Source organism: Desulfosporomusa polytropa (genome assembly GCF_055380075.1).
In genome coordinates this window covers 1846382-1866068 of record NZ_AP042400.1, presented here as the reverse complement: position 1 = coordinate 1866068, position 19687 = coordinate 1846382, and the positions used below count along the sequence as shown (strand labels likewise).

General features: G+C 43.3%; 17 protein-coding genes. 11 read left to right on the top strand and 6 right to left on the bottom strand.

Annotated features, from left to right (window positions below):
- Positions 1-34: 34 nt before the first annotated feature.
- From ACZ449_RS10585 to hydG, 3 genes are all read left to right on the top strand, one after another.
- Positions 35-1810 carry a carbon starvation CstA family protein gene (locus ACZ449_RS10585; RefSeq protein WP_464260983.1) on the top strand — a complete coding sequence of 592 codons (1776 nt, stop codon included), beginning with the start codon at positions 35-37 and terminating at the stop codon, positions 1808-1810.
- A 477-nt stretch (positions 1811-2287) separates the two neighbouring features.
- Positions 2288-2551: a TM1266 family iron-only hydrogenase system putative regulator gene (locus ACZ449_RS10580; protein ID WP_464260982.1), complete on the top strand. Its 264-nt coding sequence runs from the start codon at positions 2288-2290 to the stop codon at positions 2549-2551.
- A gap of 25 nt (positions 2552-2576) precedes the next feature.
- The gene (gene hydG, locus ACZ449_RS10575; protein WP_464260981.1) at positions 2577-3995 is read left to right on the top strand and encodes a [FeFe] hydrogenase H-cluster radical SAM maturase HydG; all 1419 of its coding nucleotides are present in this window, start codon (positions 2577-2579) and stop codon (positions 3993-3995) included.
- Positions 3996-4207: 212 nt separating this feature from the next.
- On the opposite strand, the gene ACZ449_RS10570 is transcribed toward hydG, so the two are convergent.
- Positions 4208-5341 (bottom strand): efflux RND transporter periplasmic adaptor subunit, encoded by a 1134-nt coding sequence (locus tag ACZ449_RS10570; protein ID WP_464260980.1) that lies wholly within the window; start codon positions 5339-5341, stop codon positions 4208-4210.
- A 181-nt stretch (positions 5342-5522) separates the two neighbouring features.
- On the opposite strand from ACZ449_RS10570, the gene ACZ449_RS10565 reads away from it, so the two are divergent.
- From ACZ449_RS10565 to ACZ449_RS10545, 5 genes are read left to right on the top strand one after another with little or no spacing between them, the layout of a single operon-like run.
- Positions 5523-6125 (top strand): TetR/AcrR family transcriptional regulator, encoded by a 603-nt coding sequence (locus ACZ449_RS10565; protein WP_464260979.1) that lies wholly within the window; start codon positions 5523-5525, stop codon positions 6123-6125.
- Positions 6118-7089 (top strand): HlyD family secretion protein, encoded by a 972-nt coding sequence (locus tag ACZ449_RS10560; protein ID WP_464260978.1) that lies wholly within the window; start codon positions 6118-6120, stop codon positions 7087-7089. Before ACZ449_RS10565 ends, ACZ449_RS10560 begins: the two co-directional genes overlap by 8 nt.
- On the top strand, positions 7086-7988 hold the full coding sequence (locus ACZ449_RS10555) for an ABC transporter ATP-binding protein (protein WP_464260977.1): 903 nt from the start codon (positions 7086-7088) through the stop codon (positions 7986-7988). Before ACZ449_RS10560 ends, ACZ449_RS10555 begins: the two co-directional genes overlap by 4 nt.
- Entirely contained in the window at positions 7988-8893 is a 906-nt protein-coding gene (locus tag ACZ449_RS10550) for an ABC transporter ATP-binding protein (protein WP_464260976.1), read from the top strand. The genes ACZ449_RS10555 and ACZ449_RS10550 overlap by 1 nt, the downstream gene beginning before the upstream one ends.
- Complete coding sequence (locus tag ACZ449_RS10545; protein ID WP_464260975.1) at positions 8890-10014, top strand: ABC transporter permease; 1125 nt, start codon at positions 8890-8892, stop codon at positions 10012-10014. Before ACZ449_RS10550 ends, ACZ449_RS10545 begins: the two co-directional genes overlap by 4 nt.
- Before the next feature lie 57 nt (positions 10015-10071).
- Here ACZ449_RS10545 and ACZ449_RS10540 read toward each other — a convergent pair whose 3' ends face one another.
- The 4 genes from ACZ449_RS10540 to ACZ449_RS10525 all read right to left on the bottom strand — a co-directional run bounded on the left by ACZ449_RS10540 (position 10072) and on the right by ACZ449_RS10525 (position 14078).
- Positions 10072-10983, bottom strand: coding sequence for a dihydrodipicolinate synthase family protein (locus tag ACZ449_RS10540; protein ID WP_464260974.1), 912 nt, complete (start codon positions 10981-10983; stop codon positions 10072-10074).
- A gap of 209 nt (positions 10984-11192) precedes the next feature.
- Complete coding sequence (locus tag ACZ449_RS10535; RefSeq protein ID WP_464260973.1) at positions 11193-11390, bottom strand: hypothetical protein; 198 nt, start codon at positions 11388-11390, stop codon at positions 11193-11195.
- Between the two features lie 224 nt (positions 11391-11614).
- Entirely contained in the window at positions 11615-12391 is a 777-nt protein-coding gene (locus tag ACZ449_RS10530; RefSeq protein WP_464260972.1) for a LytR/AlgR family response regulator transcription factor, read from the bottom strand.
- Positions 12378-14078, bottom strand: coding sequence for a LytS/YhcK type 5TM receptor domain-containing protein (locus ACZ449_RS10525; RefSeq protein ID WP_464260971.1), 1701 nt, complete (start codon positions 14076-14078; stop codon positions 12378-12380). Before ACZ449_RS10525 ends, ACZ449_RS10530 begins: the two co-directional genes overlap by 14 nt.
- A 146-nt stretch (positions 14079-14224) precedes the next feature.
- On the opposite strand from ACZ449_RS10525, the gene ACZ449_RS10520 reads away from it, so the two are divergent.
- The 3 genes from ACZ449_RS10520 to ACZ449_RS10510 all read left to right on the top strand — a co-directional run bounded on the left by ACZ449_RS10520 (position 14225) and on the right by ACZ449_RS10510 (position 17540).
- Positions 14225-15526, top strand: coding sequence for a C40 family peptidase (locus ACZ449_RS10520; RefSeq protein WP_464260970.1), 1302 nt, complete (start codon positions 14225-14227; stop codon positions 15524-15526).
- Between the two features lie 81 nt (positions 15527-15607).
- The gene (locus ACZ449_RS10515; RefSeq protein ID WP_464260969.1) at positions 15608-17158 is read left to right on the top strand and encodes a hypothetical protein; all 1551 of its coding nucleotides are present in this window, start codon (positions 15608-15610) and stop codon (positions 17156-17158) included.
- Positions 17159-17177: 19 nt separating this feature from the next.
- Complete coding sequence (locus ACZ449_RS10510; protein ID WP_464260968.1) at positions 17178-17540, top strand: hypothetical protein; 363 nt, start codon at positions 17178-17180, stop codon at positions 17538-17540.
- Between the two features lie 98 nt (positions 17541-17638).
- Here the strand turns inward: ACZ449_RS10510 and nadE are convergent, their stop codons facing one another.
- Entirely contained in the window at positions 17639-19534 is a 1896-nt protein-coding gene (nadE, locus tag ACZ449_RS10505) for an NAD(+) synthase (protein ID WP_464260967.1), read from the bottom strand.
- Positions 19535-19687 lie beyond the last annotated feature (153 nt).

The window sequence follows — 19687 nt, the reverse complement described above, 5'->3', positions numbered from 1 at the left end:
GTAATAATTCAATAAATTTAAGGAGGCAAGCTTTATGAATGGTCTTTATCTTGTTATTATTTCGGCTTTGGTGCTAACACTTTGCTATCGTTACTATGGCGCCTTCATTGCAGCAAAAGTTTTAGCGCTTGATCCCAAGCGTCCGACTCCGGCTGTTGTACACGAAGACGGTCATGACTATGTACCCACAAATAAATGGGTAACTTTCGGACATCATTTTGCCGCTATAGCTGGCGCTGGTCCGCTTGTTGGTCCGGTGCTTGCAGCACAGTTTGGTTATTTGCCGAGCATGATTTGGATACTTATCGGTGCCTGTATGGGCGGTGCAGTCCATGATATGGTTATCCTATTTGCATCTGTTCGACATGACGGTCGCTCCATTGCCGAAATTGCCAAGGAGGAAATCGGCAAATCTGCTGGTTTAGCTGCTGCACTTGCTGTCATTTTCATCCTGATTATCACCATGGCTGGTATGGGAATTGCTGTTGCAAATGCGTTGTTCAACAGTCCTTGGGGTGCATTTACCGTCGGTGCAACGATTCCAATTGCCCTCTTTATCGGCGTCTACATGCGTTATCTACGTCCTGGCCACATTGGTGAAGCATCTTTCGTTGGTGTTGTAATGGTTATTGCTGCGGTATTTGGCGGAGCTTTGATTCAAGATTCTTCTTGGGCTCCTTTCTTCACACTTAGTCGTACCCAATTAGACATTGTTCTTCCGTTATATGGTTTTATCGCAGCCGCACTTCCGGTATGGCTCTTATTAGCTCCGCGCGATTATTTGAGCACATATATGAAAATCGGTACCATCGGTGCTTTGGCTGTAGGGATTGTCATTGTTAATCCGACAATCCACATGCCGGCAATCACCCAATTTATTGGTGGTGGTGGCCCGGTTGTTCCTGGTCCTGTTTGGCCGTTCGTTTGTATTACTGTTGCCTGTGGCGCAATTTCCGGATTCCATTCTGTTATTGCCACTGGTACAACACCAAAGATGCTTACTAACGAATCCGAAATTTTGCCAATCGGTTTTGGGGCCATGCTTGCTGAAGCATTTATTAGTGTTATGGCGCTGATTGCAGCAACCAGTTTGATTCCTGCCGATTATTTTGCTATTAATAGTGCTCCGGCAGTATTTGCAAAACTCGGGATGAACGTACAGGAACTTCCGCTCTTATCACAGATGGTTGGTGAAAATGTTGCCGGTCGGCCAGGTGGTGCAGTATCACTTGCTGTAGGTATGGCACATATTTTTGCGCAAATTCCGGGATTGGAATCCTTTATGGGTTTCCTGTATCATTTCGCGATTATGTTTGAGGCTTTGTTCATCTTAACAATTATTGATGCCGGTACTCGCGTTGGCCGCTACTTGTTACAAGAAGTTGGCGGCATGGTGTACAAGCCACTCGGTGACGCACATTGGACGCCAGGTATCATCTTCACTAGTGCATTAATCTCTTTCGCCTGGGGTTACTTACTATTTGGTGGTTCGATCTCATCCATTTGGCCACTATTTGGACTTTCTAACCAATTGCTTGCCAGTATGGCGTTAACGATTGGTACTACCATGTTGTTGCGTATGGGTAAAGCAAAGTACCTGTGGGTTACACTCATTCCCCTTTGCTTTATGTTCGTGACAGCAATGACTGCTGGTTTCTACAATATATTTGAATTCTATGTGCCAAAAGCTCAATGGTTACTTGCTGGTTCCAGTGTTGTTATGATGATCCTCATCGTCTTTGTTATCGTTGATGCTGTAAAAGTTTGGTTTACTATAAAACCTGGCAAAGATTTGGAAAAGGCAATGTAATTAAGATTTCGAAAGGCTCACTGAGCTTGTTTAAGACAGAAACTCCTGCTAAATCCGGCAGGAGTTTTCTACGTTTACACGCAAATAGATATAAAGTATTATAGGTATAAAAAGTGAGTATTGTTTTTTGTCTGAATATATGGTACAATTTACACTATATTCGGGTAAGCTGTTTGAGATTGAGTGATTTTCATTTTTTCTTGCAGCAAACCATAGGTGAATTTGTAAAACAAAGTATCGTGCTGATTGCATGAGGGTTCGTCCCGAATGAGAAGGCGAGAGAATAGGTGCAATTAATAGAGGAGCATAGTTGTATATTGCTTCCCTTAGCATTGTCGTCTATCCTTGTGCCTTTTGAGGTCACAAGGTTTTTTTAGTCTACTGACATAAGAACGACTAAGGCTTCTGCCGGCGTCCTGAGGGACTTGGCACAAGCCAAGTCTTTTCTTATATTATTAAGGAGATAGAAAAAATATTATGGAAACAAGAATTGCGCTAATTGGAATTGTGGTTGAAAACAAGGATTCCGCAAAAAAGATAAACGATATTCTTCATGAATATGGTGAGCACATTGTCGGTAGAATGGGAATTCCCTATTCCAAACGCAGTGTTTCGGTAATTAGTATTGTGATGGATGCTCCCAATGATGTTATCAGCGCTCTCTCTGGTAAATTAGGAATGATTCCCCATGTTAATAGTAAAACGGTGTATTCTAAGCTATCTACAATCGAAGATAAATAATTATCATTAAAAAGGAGTCTTACTAATGTATAATAGTAAATCAAAAATTGCCACTGAATTTATTGACGACCAGGAAGTTTTGGACACGCTGGCTTTTGCTCAGCAAAACAAAAGCAATCGTGAACTCATTGACAGCCTCTTAGAACGGGCCAAAGATTGCAAAGGTTTGACTCACCGTGAAGCAGCCGTGTTGCTAGAGTGTGACTTAGAAGATGAGAATGAAAAAATGATGTCACTGGCGAAAGAAATCAAGCAAAAGCTATATGGAAATCGCATTGTAATGTTTGCTCCGTTATATCTTTCAAACTACTGTATAAACGGCTGTGTGTACTGCCCCTATCACCACAAAAACAAAAATATTTCCCGCAAAAAGCTTTCTCAGGAGGATATTGCGCGAGAGGTAATTGCATTACAGGACATGGGCCATAAGCGCCTAGCTTTGGAAACAGGTGAAGACCCGGTTAACAATCCGATTGAATATGTATTGGAAAGCATCAAAACCATTTATAGTATAAAACACAAAAATGGCGCTATTCGCCGTGTTAATGTCAATATTGCCGCAACAACAGTGGAAAACTACCGCAAGCTAAAGGATGCAGGTATTGGTACGTATATTCTTTTTCAAGAGACCTATAATAAAAAGTCCTATGAGGAGCTGCACCCAACCGGGCCAAAGAAAGATTATGCCTACCATACCGAAGCTATGGATCGGGCCATGGAAGGTGGGATTGATGATGTTGGCGTAGGTGTTTTGTTTGGCTTAAATATGTATCGTTATGATTTTGTTGGGTTGCTTATGCATGCTGAACATTTAGAGGCCGCTATGGGCGTTGGGCCACATACCATCAGCGTTCCGCGGATTCGTCCTGCCGATGATATTGACCCCGAAAACTTTAGTAATGCGATCTCTGATGATATATTTGCTAAAATAGTAACTGTGCTCCGTATTGCTGTTCCCTACACTGGAATGATTGTTTCTACCCGTGAATCTCAAAAAACTCGTGAGCGTGTGCTGCAGTTAGGTATATCTCAAGTCAGCGGCGGCTCCAGTACCAGTGTCGGTGGCTATGTTGAACCAGAAGCCGAAGATGATAACTCAGCCCAGTTTGATGTAAATGATAAGCGTACGCTGGATGAAATTGTGAATTGGCTGCTGACTATGGGCTATATCCCTAGCTTCTGTACGGCCTGTTATCGCGAAGGGCGTACCGGAGACCGGTTTATGAGTCTGGTGAAGACAGGACAAATTGCCAATTGTTGTCAGCCGAATGCGCTTATGACCCTTAAGGAATACTTAGAAGATTATGCTTTGGCAGATACTAAAGCAAAGGGTGAGAAGGTCATTGCCAACGAAATTCCCCGTATAACCAATGAAAAAGTTCGTAAAATCGCCATAGAGCATTTGAATGAACTTACCGATGGAAAACGCGACTTCCGCTTCTAAGGTTGCGGACGTGTTGCACGCATAGTTAGTAAGAAAACGCCAGACTGCAAAGTCTGGCGTTTTTGGCTATAAAATATTTTTGTAGTTTCTTTGTTTTATAATTCTTTTTTAATAATTTGCATGTATGATATAAATGTCATGGGAAACGCATCCCTATGACGTGACCTCTTACGTCTTGCCTTTTGGTGAGGCGATTTTTTTTGAAGTTTTTTCTAGGGGAGTGCTAACGTATCACCATCTTTTAGGTTCTGTATACCGCTGGTTATAATGAGGGCTTGTTCTGGCAAGGCGGAAGTAATTTCTACAAAGTCACCAATTGTTACACCTAAAGTAATCTGCTGCTTGACGGCTTTGCCGTCAATGGCCAGGTATAAATAGTTGAGTTCTTGCTCTTGAAAAATGGCGGCTAGCGGTACGGCGCGAACAGGTGTTGAATTGCCTGTTTTCAGACGAACCTCTACAGGAAGTTCTGTTTTGAGAAGGCCGCTAGTATTATCGACCCTAATATGAGCAAGGAACAACGGCGTGTCAGCTCCTGCTTCCGGATAGATGGCTTCGACCTGACCAATGAGAGTTTGAGCAGCTGAACTGCCAACTACGATATCAGCCAGGGTGCCGGAGTAGACAAGGTATAAATCCTTTTGCTGAAGGTGAGTAACGACACGAACGTCGCCGCCGGTGTCCAATACCATTAGCTGCTGGCCGGCCTGGACTGTTTTACCGCTAGTAGTGGAAAGCCCAGTTACCTTGCCGCTAATAGGGGCAGAAAGGTTAGCCGAGCTAGGCTGGCGTACTGTGCCACCACTAGAAGGCGCAATATCTTGGAAGCTGGCTAAAGCCTCGCGCGCTGCTTGCAAGCGGGCAGATACATCTTCAAATTGCCGTCGCGCAATGCCGCCTACTTGATATAATTTTTGATAACGATCATATTCTTGTGAAACCTTGTCATAATTGGCCTGGGCCTGTTGAAGGGAATCCTCGTTATGACTGGAAGGTATAGTAGTAGCTGCTTCAGCTCCACCAGATGCTGCTGAACCTTCAATATGAGCGAGCAATTGTCCGGCTTTTACTAGCTGCCCTTCTGTTACATTTACCTCACTAAGGAGACCAGAAATTTCTGCACTAATAATGACCGCTTGACGGCTTTGGACAGTGCCGGGGAGGACAATTTCTACCTCTTTATTTATGATACTAATAGGTGCGGTTGTAACAGTGACAGGTCCTTGTGGGACAACATGTCCAGGCGAAAAAACACCAAAATAACGGATTCCCGATAATCCTGCTACGAACACGAGGATTATCAGTATGGCAGGGATAAATTTAGCTGGTATGGGATTTTTATTCATAGATGATCATCTCCAGATACTATAGTACCATACTATACTCCTACTTTTTTCTTTGTTCGTCAAGCGGTGAGGGGAATTTCTTTAAATAAGAGATGTAGTCTGGGTTGTTCTTGACAAGGATTAATGCGAGAATTATAATTTAATTAATCGATTGATTAAATTATGTTGCAGGAGTGAATTTATGGAAAAAGACACTCGAGATAAATTGATTGAAGCTGGGGAAAAATTATTTTCCGAAGGAGGGTTGTCGGGAGTATCGATCAGGGAGCTGTCGAAAGAAGCAGCGGCGAACAGTGCTTTGATATCCTATCATTTTGGCAGTAAAGAGGGCTTATATTCGACTATCCTTGAAAAACAGTTCTCTCCAATAGGAATGTTGTTAGACTCAGTTTCGGGCATAAAGGCTTCACCAACCGAAAAAATCGTCAAATATGCGCAAGGTGTAGCTATGGTACATGGCAAAATGCCCTTTTTTACTAAATTTCTTATGGGCGAGATTATTAATCCATCCCGATTCTTCGAACCATTAATCCAAAAATATATTCACCGAGTCTATGGTTTTTTGACGAACACCTTGCGTGAGGGAATTGATTGCGGTGAGTTTCGCAAGGATATGGATGTTAACGCAGCAGCCTTAGCACTGGTGGGTATGTTAAACTTCTATTTTATTTCCCGGCCTATTTCGCGGCGCTTTGTGCCAGACGGTACTATGCAGGGTGAAAAATTCATTGTGCAAGCAGTAGAAATTTTTTTGAACGGGGTGAAAGAGTATGGTGATGAATAAAAAAATATTGGCAGGTGTTTTGCTTGCCCTGCTTGTAGCAGGGGGGGTGGCCTATAAGTATCTAAGAACCGCGGAAACCGGTATTACGGCTACAGGCACAATCGAAGTAACACGAGCAGATGTTATGCCTAAGGTGAGCGGTTATTTGACAGGACTACAGCTAAAGGCGGGCGATTCAGTTGAGGTTCAGCAAATAGTTGCCAAGATAACCAGAGCTGATTTGGAGGCCCAGGTTGTCAGAGATGAAGCTGCATTAGCCAAGGCGGCCGCACAGCTGCGGGATTTGGAGGCCGGGCTGCGCAGTCAGGAACGGCAGGAACTGAGCGCCATGCTGGAATCTGCTCGTTCGGTATATGAGAAAGCCCGGCAAGATTATGAACGCTATCAAAGCCTATACGCGACTGGTGCTATTTCAGCCCAACAGCTGGATACTGCCCGCTCGAACATGGAGGTAGCTTTCGGTAGTATGACTGCAGCTAATCAGCGGTTAAGTCTCGGGAACGAGGGCAATCGACCGGAGGCTATTGAAGCGCAGCGGCTGGAATTGGAACGTAGTAAGGCAGTGTTGGCAGCTAGCAAGGTATTGTTAGAAGATACGGTGGTCGTCAGTCCAATCAGTGGCCTTATTTTATCTAAAAATTTTGAAAATGGCGAGTATGTCAATCCCGGAGCCGCCGTTTTGACAGTAGGGGATATGAACGATTGCTGGGTAAAGATATATGTGTCATCAACTCAATTAGGACTAATAGCTGTAGGGCAGGAGGCCCAGGTTAAGGTGGATTCTTTTCCTGGCAGAGTGTTTCGCGGAGAAATTAAGGAAATCAGCCAAAATGCCGAGTTTACTCCCCGACAGAGTATTACGCAAAGCGAACGGGCCAATCTGGTATTTGCGGTCAAGGTAAAGCTCGATAATGCCGAAAGAATTTTAAAGCCGGGTATGCCAGCTGATGTGGTGCTTAAATGATTACCCTTACCAATGTTACTAGGCGGTTTGGCGCTTTAACAGCTGTAGATAATCTCAATCTCAAGGTTGAAGCCGGAACCATCTTTGGCTTGGTTGGGCCTGATGGTGCAGGCAAGACCACGACTATTCGGATGATTACTGGTATTATGGCACTAACAGCAGGCAGTATACGTCTGCTAGGCAGCGAGAATATCGAGAATGTAAAAGCTCAAATCGGCTATGTACCGCAAAAATTCAGTCTGTACGGTGATCTTACTGTTATGGAAAATATTCGCGTTATCGGTGCTTTATATGGAGCAAATAAGCAGCGGGTAAATGAGTTAGGTACGGAAATTTTGGCTTTTACTAACCTACTGCCCTTCAAGGACCGTTTGGCTGACAATCTGTCAGGCGGTATGAAACAAAAATTAGCGTTGGCTGCCGGGCTCATGCATCGGCCAAAAGTCTTTTTTTTAGATGAACCCACCACCGGTGTTGATCCTGTTTCCCGGCGGGAGTTTTGGCAAATGCTGTACCGACTGAACAAAGAAGGAATGACAATTTTTGTTTCTACGCCTTATATGGATGAAGCTGAGCTGTGTACCCAGGTGGCGTTCATGAATCAGGGTAAGCTTGTGGCCTGTGATACGCCGAAACATTTGAAGGAGGCGTATCCTTTCCAGCTGTTGGAGCTTAAAGCCGAGGGCAGACAGTTAAAACAACTATTGGCACAATGTACTATTCTTGACATTAATGCATTTGGTGATCATTATCATTTGGTAACTGAGCCTAATGCAAAAGCAAAGTTGTCAGTGGAAGCTGCGCTAAAGGCAGCCGGAGTGAATGAGTATGATCTCCGTGAGATTCCACCGACATTAGAGGATGTATTTGTTCATCTGGCAGGGGGAGGGGAAACATAATGTATGCTGTAGAAACAGAAAACCTCACCCGGGTTTTCGGTGATTTTGTGGCAGTTAACCAGGTTAATCTTAAAATTCCTCAAGGAAGTATTTATGGATTTTTGGGGCCTAATGGTTCAGGAAAATCAACGACTATTCGCATGTTGTGCGGGATTTTGACTCCTACAAGCGGGCGGGGGCAAATCCTGGGACTGGATTTGGCGTTGCAAGGCGAAGAGATTAAAGAAAAAATTGGTTATATGTCGCAAAAGTTTAGTCTGTATGATGATCTGACAGTACTGGAAAACCTTGAGTTTTATGCCGGTTTGTATAGTTTAAAGGGAGGTCAGCGACAAGATCGAATAGAGCATATGCTGGATATGGCTAGGCTGAAAGACCGTCGCCAGGAGATGACAGCAAACTTGTCCGGTGGCTGGAAGCAGCGACTGGCACTAGGCTGCTCTATTTTACATGAGCCGGCGATTTTATTTCTGGATGAACCGACCGGTGGTGTTGATCCTAAGTCGCGACGTATGTTTTGGGATATTATTTATGAGTTGGCAAACCAGGGAACGACAGTTATGGTTACCACTCATTTTATGGATGAAGTTGAACATTGTGATTCCATCGGGTTTATTTATGAAGGTAATCTGATCGCGGACGACACACCAGCCAAACTTAAGCGTGATTTGCCAGGAATGCTGCTTGAAATTTCGACGCAGGACCCCATGGGACTGTTTGCTGAGCTGATGGCGCAGCAGCGGGAGGTTTTGGATGTGTATCCTTATGGAACCAGTGTACATGTTCTTATCAGTGAAGTGCAGTTAGCAGACTATCAAACCTATGACTATCGGGTAATTACGCCGACGCTTGAGGATGTATTTGTTTTCTATGTAAAAGCTAAGCGGAAGGAGCTGAGCGTGTGATTCGATTAAGAGCGTTGCTGATTAAAGAGTTCATCCAAATGCGGCGGGACCGACTGACCTTTGCCATGATGGTAGTCATGCCAATTGTCCAACTGTTGCTGTTTGGGTTTGCAATTAATACTGATGTAAAGCATTTGTCAACTATTGTTTTTGATCAATCACTGCAACAGGAGGGACGGGATTTACTGTCTGCCTTCCAAGCCAGTGAATATTTTAACATAAAGTATGTAGCAAAAAATTATCAGGAAGTGACCGAAGCTATTGAGGATGGTACGGCCAAGGTAGGCGTTATCATTCCACCAGATTATACGGACAATATTAAGCATGGGCGCAGTGCGGCGGTACAAGTCATTGTTGATGCCTCTGATTCCATGGCAGCCTCCTCGGCCATATCGGCGGCACAATTAATCGGGCAGATACGTTCACAAGAAATACTGTTAAAGCAGATGCAGGGATCGCTGGGGAAACAGGTAGTTTCGCCAATTGATATTCGCATTCGCCCTTGGTATAATCCTGACTTTATTTCGGCATTTTACATGGTGCCAGGTATATTGGGGATTATACTGACCATGACCTTAGTTATGATTACCTCAATGGCTATTGTTCGTGAACGGGAGCATGGTACACTTGAACAATTGATTGTAACTCCGCTGAAATCCCATGAATTGATGCTGGGAAAAATCATTCCCTATATTTTTGTTGGTTATGTTCAGGTTACGTTGGCATTGGTAGTAGGGTCACTGGTGTTTGATGTGCCGATGAAAGGGAGTATCGCCTTACTTTACGGTTTGACCACACTTTTTATCATTGCTTCTTTGTCTTTGGGCGTACTTATCTCAACATCAGCCAAGACGCAAATGCAAGCTATGCAAATGTCCTTTTTTATATTTTTGCCTAGTGTGTTGTTATCTGGCTTCATGTTCCCACGTGAAGCTATGCCGCAGCTTTTCTACCAATTAGGGCATTTGCTGCCGCTGACTTTTTATCTAGAAATACTGCGAGCCATTGTTCTTAAAGGGATTGGTATTAATTTCTTGTGGTCGCAGATCTTTGCCTTGATTGTATATATTTTGGTAGCTTTATCAATCAGCATCATGAAATTTCAAAAGAAGATTGCCTAAAACCATATAAAAATCCGCGTCCATTTATTGAACGCGGATTTTTATATGGTAGATGGATTATTGCTTTAGTACTCCTAACTTTTGGAGAACTTCTCGGATCATAGTTTTCTTTTCATCAGTTAAAGGTGCCGCCGGTGGCAGTACCTTGGTGGGAATATCTATACCGGTCATTTTTACAGATTCTTTGACAACACTGTAAAAGGGAGATTCTAAGGCGAATATGGGAGGAATGTAGGAAAGCAACCGTTGTAGTTCAATTAAGCGGGCACCATCCTTTTCCTGAAAGGCGCGGTAAATGCCTTTGGCAAGATAAGGAGCAAAGTTGGCACTGGAAGGAAAGCCGCCATCGCCGCCAATAATCAAGGTATCCAGCATATATTCATCAAAACCGGCATATACTCCGAAATCAGGACGAACAGGCTTAACCGTAAGGATAACGTCGCGAATATGGCGCATGGAATCAACTGTATCTTTAATTCCAACAATATTCGAAAAATCAAGTGCTAGTCGTTTTACCAGAGCAGGGCTAAGATCCTGATTAGTAAGAGCGGGAAAATTGTAGAGAATGATCGGCAAATCTACAGCGGTAGCTACTGCTTTATAGTAATTATAGATATTTTCTTCGTTTAGGATTGCGTAGTAAGGATTAACTAAGACTGTGCCATCAGCACCGATGGCTTTGGCATGACAGCCATACTTAATGGTTTCCTGAGTACCTGGTGAAGCAATACCAAGTAGCGTAGGTAAGCGATGGTTGGTATATGTTACACAAAACTCGGCAACCTCTTTGCGCATTTCAGCCGACATTTGGCTAAATTCGCCGGCGCTGCCTAGAAAAAACAAAACATCGACGCCACCCGCTATCAGGTGGTCAATCATGTGCTGCATACCAGCTTTGTCCAGATGGCCATCTTGGTTCATAATCGTTGGAACTGGTGGTATAATACCTTTAAATATGGGTGTATCCACTAGTAAATTACCTCCCCAGAAGTACGTGATAGTATATTAATTATACCATATGTTTTGGAAACGCCGATTCTGCATGGTGATAATTTAAGCACAAATCGTGCTATGTGGTACGATTTTTCACAATGTGAAATCATGATTGCACCAACTCGGCAAAGCAGTGTAAAAGAAAAAGTGAGAGCATAAAAATTATGCTCTCACTCCAGTACTACTTATTTACTATAAGTTTGCAGATAACTTAGCCCCAATTGTTCGTACATCTCTAAGTGTTGGATGACGGAAACTTCTTGGGTATCGCTTAAGTCGCTGATGATGTTTATGCCAATAGCTTCTTTAATGATGCTTTCAATTTCAAAGGTGCAATAACCGAGAAAAGCCAGCCGTTTAACTAATGATATAATACGTTTCATATCTATACTCCTCCTTAATTCTAAATTGGTAATCATCACGTTCGAAAACGTAATCAGCCGCATTACCGTGGACTACTACCAATTACTAATTAGAACAAAGAGAAATTCGGAGAACTACTTTTTCTAAATAGGGGTTTATAACCACATGGACAATAATCTTTTACAATATATCATGAAATATTGATATAGTCAAGATATATTTTCACAACAATAGTTTTGTTGCTTTATTTTAGGCCCAGAATTTCTTTTAAATTCTTTATTTGACCTTTACCAACAGGTATCTCTATATAGCTACTGTTGCCTAGTGTAGGCAATTTTAGCCAGTAAGTACCTTTAAACCAGGGGATGACTTCTTTAACCTTTTCCATATGGACAAGATAGCTTCTGTGTACTCGGAAAATAGGCGTGTCACGCAGACGTTCTTGTAGTTCTGTCAGTGTGCCGGAGTAGCTATATTCTCCGGTTGCGGTTACAATGCTGACTAAACCGGTATGGCTGTGGATATAGATAATATCATCATAATCAATTACTATAATTTTGCCATTTTTTTCGACGGCTAGTTTGTGTACTGGCTGTTTGACTGTCGAAGTCAGCACTTGGTCAAGGTGAGTGGTGGCTACTTGCCATTCTTCTGGACGATACTTTTCTAAGCGCAGTACGGTAGAGGTTACTCGTTCCCCTTCAAACGGTTTCAGCAGATAATCAACAGCGCCTATTTCAAATGCTTTAAGTGCATATTCATCATAAGCTGTAGCAAAAACAATAAGGGCGTGTGGGGCGGCTGTTCGTAGTGCTAGTGCTGTATCAAGGCCGTTCATGCCCCGCATTTGAATATCTAAAAAAACAACGTCAGGGTTATGCTGGGCAGCAAGGCCGACCGCCTCGGGGCCGTTGTCAGCCTCGCCAATCACAGTGATATCAGGCAACTTTGATAACAAAAATTTTAGTTCATCGCGAGCAGGTAGTTCGTCATCAACAATTATAGCTTTAAGCACAGTCATCCACCTCGTCAGTAAGGCGTTTCGGAAAACGCAATGTAATTGTAGTGCCATGGTCAATTTGACTGGTGAGTGTTAAGCCATAACTGCTGCCATATTGACCATGGAGGCGTTCATGCACATTGATCAGGCCAATACTTTCGCCACTTGGATGTTCAAGTGGATTGTGAGTTGCTAAATCCATACCAACACCGTCGTCAATAATACTTATCTCGATGGCATTTTCGAAATCAGTAGCCTTAAGCGTAATAGAGCCGCCAGCAGGTTTTGGTTGCAGGCCGTGTTTTATGGCGTTTTCTACCAAAGGCTGGATGGTAAGGGAGGGAATCCGGTAGTGACCAAGTCCTGTCTCAATTGCTTCTATTATTACCAGTTTTTCGCCATGACGGGCTTGTTCAATAGAAAGATAAGCGCGAACTTGAGCTAATTCTTCGTCAAGGGTGATATTCTGTCCGGTCTTATGCAGTGTATAACGAAAGATCGCACTCAATTTGATAAGCAAATCTCGCGCTAAATCAGGCTTAGTGCGGACAAGCGAAGTAATGGTATTGAGGGTATTAAATAAAAAGTGTGGATTGATCTGAGCATGCAGGGCTTTCAGTTTGGCTTTGGCCGCCCGTTTGGCCTGATGGTCGATCTCGGTAAGTTCAAGCTGGGTGGAAAATAGATGGGCCAGTCCGGTTGCGAAAACGACATCTGACTGACCGATGCTGCTCTTATGGGTATAATATAGCTTTAGAGCGCCAATTACTCTGTCAGCGCATTTTAGTGGCACGATAATAGCGCTCGCAAGATGACAGCCAATGTGGGCGCAGCCGATGCCTGACTTGTTTTGGGCAAGCTGCATTTGTCCAGTGGCAAGCACTTGGCGGGTAACTGCTGTCAGACTAGTATTAGTAGGAGGGGCATGATGGGAACTTTCTGCACCTGTAAACGCTAGTACCCGTTCGGTATCGGTAATGGCTACAGCATCATAGCCAGCGGCAGCCAAAATTATATGGACTGTTTCATGAGCCGATTCGGCATTGAGACCGTATCTTAAATAGGGTAAGGTTTTGTTAGCAATATGAAGGGCCTTATGGGATTGTTCAGCACCAATTTTTTCTTGCGCGTCGGTGGTAGTTTTGATAATTAACATAAATACCGCTAATCCTAGTGAATTGGCAACAATCATGGGCAAAGCAATTGCACTGACAAGTTCAACGGCAAGGTAATAGGGATGTGCTGTTAATAAAATAATACCCATTTGCATAATTTCCCCAAAAACGCCAGCAGCAAGAGCGAGCCAACCGGGGATGGGCCGCCCTGGGTAGTGTTTGTGGATCATGCCAGCCAACAGGCCTTCACAAATATTGGCTAAAGCGCAGGAAAAGGCAGTAAAGCCGCCTAGCAAGTAACGATGACCGCCGGCAATGATGCCTGCCGATATACCCATGCAACGTCCGCCAATAAGTCCGGCCGCCATAACGCCGACAACTCGGGAATTGGCAATGGCATCATTTATTGGTATACCAGCATAGGTTCCTGAAATGCCGACAAGACCGAAAAAAACAGTAAGCAGCAATGCATCCTGACAAGTATTACGGCGGTTAATCAGCCGCCTAAATATATTGGTTTGAGACAACACAAAAGCAAGTGTGGCAGCCACACTCATCCGTTCAATCATTTCTAATAGTAACTGTTCAGACATATCTCTCCCCCTATTTCTTCAGAATATCATTTTTCGCAGTAGCTGACAATCATTTCTGTTAATGCTTGCAGGATAGTGTGAATAAAATGGTGAAGTATACCTACTAGAAATGAAGGGCTGATTAGCCGAATGAGGAGAGATAATGAGTGAAAAGATTGTTGTTGTTTATTACCATGGTTACCATGGCCGCCTTTGTATGGCCGGTAGCGGCGGCAGATGTGAGTGAGATGATGCCTAATGTTGCGCCGATGATGCTTACTGATAACTTTTGGATTAATAAATTGCACGAGCCTCATCAAGTGATTTTGGAGCACAATCAGATTGCTGCCTTTAACCAGAGGGTAATCGACAAGCTGCCTGATACAGTTTATGATTTGCGCCAATACCCAAGCCAACAGTCAAAGGAAAAACTGGTAAGCCTGATAGCCGTACCTAAGCCGCCTGAGGATAAGGAGTATATAAACGGGCAGCCAGCTACTGCTGATTATTACAGTGCACTTGCGTCTGAGTGTAATATAGATGCGATTGCATCAACTACTTCAATGCGGTTTGCGTTCACCGTGACTCGTGCCAATATCAGGACTTTTCCTACAAATGATTTTGTGGCAGACAAGAGTGATGACCGTGAATTTGACTTGTTGCAGGAAACGGCGATTGACCCAGCAGAACCTGCTATTATATTGCATGAAAGTTTGAACAAAGATTGGTATTATGTCCAAACCTATAACTATCGGGGGTGGCTGCCAGCCAAGGTGTTGGCTATTGCCGCCAATCGTCAGGAGTGGCGGCAATATCTAGATACAGCGGAATTTTTAACGGTAACAGCCCGTAAACTTACCATCGGAGATAATGAGTTTGCCATGGGAGCCAAACTGCCTCTGGCAACCAATAAGGTACAAGTAAGGGCAGATGGTAAATATGCTGTCAGGTTGCCAGTACGTGGTTCTAAGGGAGAGTTAGTTTTCAAACTGGCTGAAGTACCGGCTGATAATCAGGTGGTTTGCGGATATCTGCCCTATACCAGGGCTAATATTATCAGTCAGGTGTTTAAATTACAGGGTCAGCGTTATGGTTGGGGCGGAATGCATGGCAGTTGGGACTGTTCCTCGCTAGTGCTTGATGTATACCGGAGTTTTGGCTTCAAGCTACCGCGTAATGCCGATGAACAGGAGCTCGCTGCTGGACGTACTATTACATTTTCCGGAAGTGAACGCTTAATGCAAATCAATGCCTTGGAACCAGGGGCTGCTGTCTATATGCCAGGCCATGTTATGATTTATCTGGGTGAACAGGATGGCCATCCATACATTATTCATGCGCTAGGAGGACATAGTACGCCTGAGGGCCGCGTAACAGTTATGCGCGTGGTCGTTAGCGATCTTTCACTCAAGACACGGAGTGGAAAAACATTCCTAAACGCACTAGCTACTGGGAAACAATTCCAATAATGCGGAGTGCTACTAGTTTAGAGATGGTAAACGTGTTATAATAAGGTTCGTTAACGTGCTTAAAGGAGTTAAATGTTTACCATGACCAACATAAAAAATGTTTATGATGAAGTCCAGGTTTTTTTTGACGAAGAACTGGACTGGAATTCAGCAATAAAAAGAGACTGGGTTGAAGGTTTTTTGCGACAGCAGGCTTGGCAGGGAGCCGATGACCAAGTGCTGAGGGATAGGTGGCACAATCTGCAGATGTTTGTAGCGTATTTGGTCTATTCGAGCGATATGACCATTGATGAGATGACAGCTGCCGAGTATAGTCTGGCTGTTGAATGGATGATTGTACAAACAGAGGGGTTTAAGCCCAATGTTAAGACGGTAAATCATTTGTTTGATGTATTGCGGGAGTTTTATGGCTATTTGGCCACACGAAAAATATATTTTGATATTGGGGAACTTGATCAGGCAGCAGCCTTTATGACTGGAAGTAAGCGACTTAAGTTTATTGAGGCAGGGGATGATGAGGAAAGTAGTCTGCTCTCAAAATCATCGCCTACAATACCGAAAGATATCGGCCACATAGTCGGTGAAGCAGTAGAACGACTAATGCTTAAGTTTAGCTCTTACTTTCAGCAAGAAAAGTTTATTGAGGATTTTGACAGGGCTCTTGTACTGTACTTGGGGCCACTTGGACAAATGCCAGAAGATGAAAATGACGATGAGTTTTGGCTGGGATTTTGGGATTATTTCTTATTTGATTATCATTTGCTGGCAAATGATCGCACGCCAATAGTTCAGTTTGAGTTGGATTATAATGAACGTTTGACTGAAGAAGAACGAAAAATATTGCAAGAGCTTATGGGCGCTAAATTTACGGTATTTTATGTTGAGAGTGTAGTCAATCAGGATTGGGTTGATTGTGTTAATCTACTAACTGACGAAAAATTCCGCTTGCCTAATCCGAATTATGATTATAAACTTGTAAAAAAATTGTTGTTTTATGGACACGTCTTTCTACAACAAGAAGAAAACGAACTGGTTATGATTAATTTCATTACCAGTGTTGAAATTAGTAGTAATTTGCGCCGTCGGGTTAAAGAAGAGATTAATCGCCAGAAAGATATGTTAGCTTTGCAGCAACCAGGGGTTACTTGGGCTGACTTTGTTGAGCGGCATGCGAATGCTGTAAGACATACGATTGATCTTCTAGCTACTTGGGCCCGGGTTAATGTTACTTCCTACATGCAGGTGGAACGCAATTTTCCGCAGCCGGTAGATGATGCCAAAACCATTAATACGGCAGTAACGGATTCTATTGCAGTTTTTATGCCGAAATTTGGCTATTCCTTGCATGATACTGTCTTGGCGCAGAAGTTGTGGCATGATTTTTCTAGAATTATTACCGTGAATGTCAGAAAACCAGCTGTTTGGGCTGCTGCTGTCATTCAAGCCTATTCTCAGATTAATAATGGTGAGGCCGAAATGCCGCTAGATACATTAGCCGAAGAGATGGAGGTAGGTAAATCAAGTATTAGTGCCAACCGTAATAAAATTTTTAATGTATTAAAACTGGAAAAATATGATCCCAGATACTTAAGTGAAGAAGGCATGATTTCCTTGCTGTATGATCTACAATAAGTTTCAGGAGGAGTAAACCATGCAGTGTCCTAAGTGTAATGAGATAATACAAACTGGAATAGAGAGCTGTCCGCACTGTGGCTATACGTTTGCAGTTACCGTATTAAGCCGTCAGGAACGTGATGGCTTTGACGGTATTACTATTGAGGGTGAGAATGTTGATGCCCGCCGCGGGCAGTATAGCAGTTATGAATCAAGTGATTCGCCACGGGTGAAGCGAATCAATCTTTCCTTTGGTTCTTCCGGATGGGTTGGGAATTTGATGGTAGCTGCTATTTTAGCAGTATTGCTATTCTTTTTTCTTCCTGTATTGTTGTTTATCTTTTTAGTAGTTGGTGCTGCGTTCATTGGCATCTGGCTATTGCGGATGTTAGTAAAGTGATAAATCAGTGAATAAAAAACCACGGCAAAGGGATTGTCTCTTTGCCGTGGTTTTTATATTCTTAGTCATTGCAAGGAGGGGTAGACGTAGCAATCTAGCTATTCTTCCGCTCCGACTAACAAGGTATGTTTTATTTTCAGGTATTTCTGGGTGAAATATACACTGTTTTGTGCCTCTCGATGATCAAAACCGTAGACGCGACGGCTGACAGCCAATACCGGCGGGGCTTGAATGCGTTTGGCTACCGCCATACCGGTATAGAGGCGCCACCAGCGTTCCAAATCTTCAATAAATTCACGTGGGCTAGCGAATAGTCTGTTGACAAGACCAGCTTGGCAGCCTAATTTTTGCTCTAGCACAGCAGAGCCTTGGCTATACCAAACTAAAATATCTTCTGGCGTAGCACGGTTCCAATATTCCATAAACGCGCGGAACAAATAGTCGTGATAAGCATAGATAATGGGATCACCCTTGCCTTGATCAACCGATTGATCAAATGAAAGCTCTGCGCTTGGTACTAAATCAATGATTGCCTGGGGAATCACTTCCCGTTCATAAACGTGAGTATTTAGATAGTTAGCTAATTGATAGACTTGATGTTTCCAGAGGTCAGCCAATGATGCTAAAAATCCGGCTTGATCGCCATAGAGGGTAGAGTAGCCGACAGTAAGCTCACTTTTGTTGGCGTTGCATGTGAAACCGCCCCCAAAAGCAGCCGCGATACCTGCTAGCAAGCGAGCAGAACGGTCCCTGGCCTGAATGTTTTCTAGGACAAAGGAAGAAACGAGAAAGTTAAATTGTCGACCGTCGGCCAGGTTAGTGATTGGTGTACCACTGATTTGGGCGGCAGTATATTCGACCGATTCTTCTATAGGCATTACAGTATATAGGCAGCCAAGATTTTGTGCTAGTTGGGCTGCTAAATCCTTGGTAGTTTTGGAGTTGAATTTACTAGGCATATTGACTAGCAGGATATTTTCCGGGTTTAAAATATGAGCAAATAGTGCGGCATTTACCGCTGAATCTATGCCGCCTGACAGACCAATGACAATTTTTGTCATACCAATTGACTGTAAAAATTTCCTAATCCCATAGCTGACAGCCTGATATAAGCTTTCAATAGTAAAATCGTTTGGCACGCTGATTGAGGGCAGGTCTTGACCAGGAATAGTAATAGCAAGGTCCAGGTACGACAGCGTTTCTGTAAAGGGCTGGCAGTAGGCGATAATTTGACCCATACCGTTATACACTGTACTGAAACCGTCAAAGGTATATACTGTTTTACCATTATTTTGAAGACCAACAGTGTTTAAATAGATAAGTGGTACGCCAGTTTCCTGGGCTTGCTTGGAAAATACCCGGTTACGTTTATTGTTTTTACCCAGGGTAAATGGTGAACTAGAGAGATTTATTATCAAATCCAGGGGGCCATTGGCCTTAAGTATGGCAATTGGGTCAATGCCGTAATCGTCATTCCAGCCATCTTCGCAAATAATACAGCCCAAACAATATTCTTTATTCTGGATCGTAACTTTCACTGGTGTCAGTAGGGTTTCAATATCCTGCTTTCGTTCAAGGGCCAGTTTGCGCAGACTAAAAAAATGTCGTGTGTCATCAAATTCACGGTAATTGGGGTGCAATGTCTTGATGCGGGTGGCAGCAAGTTGGCCATCTTGAGCCACAAAGCAAGCATTATATTTGCGTACCCGACCATCATCGCCGTGCTTATCCCATTGAATAGCAACATTACCGAAAATGATGCAGATATTTTGGGAAGCAGCAATTATCTGGTGACCAAATATCTCACAATCATGTAGAAAAGACGATTGTTCCCAAGTATCACCTAATAAATAACCAGGGACGGCCATTTCGGGGAAGATAATTATATCAGCATGTTGGTTACAGGCCGCCTGTATCATCGTCAGCATTTTATCGGTATTTAAATCCGGTCTACCAGGGATAACCTCCATCTGGCCTAAAGCAATTTTGAGCAAAAACCATTCACCTCTATCATAAATACAAATGATATGTACTAATTTTTCGCTGCCGGACCGCACTTGTCCTTCTAAATGTTACTACTATTACTATATTATTTGTAACTATGTTAAACATATAGACGTAGTATTATTAAAAAATAAATCGCCCAA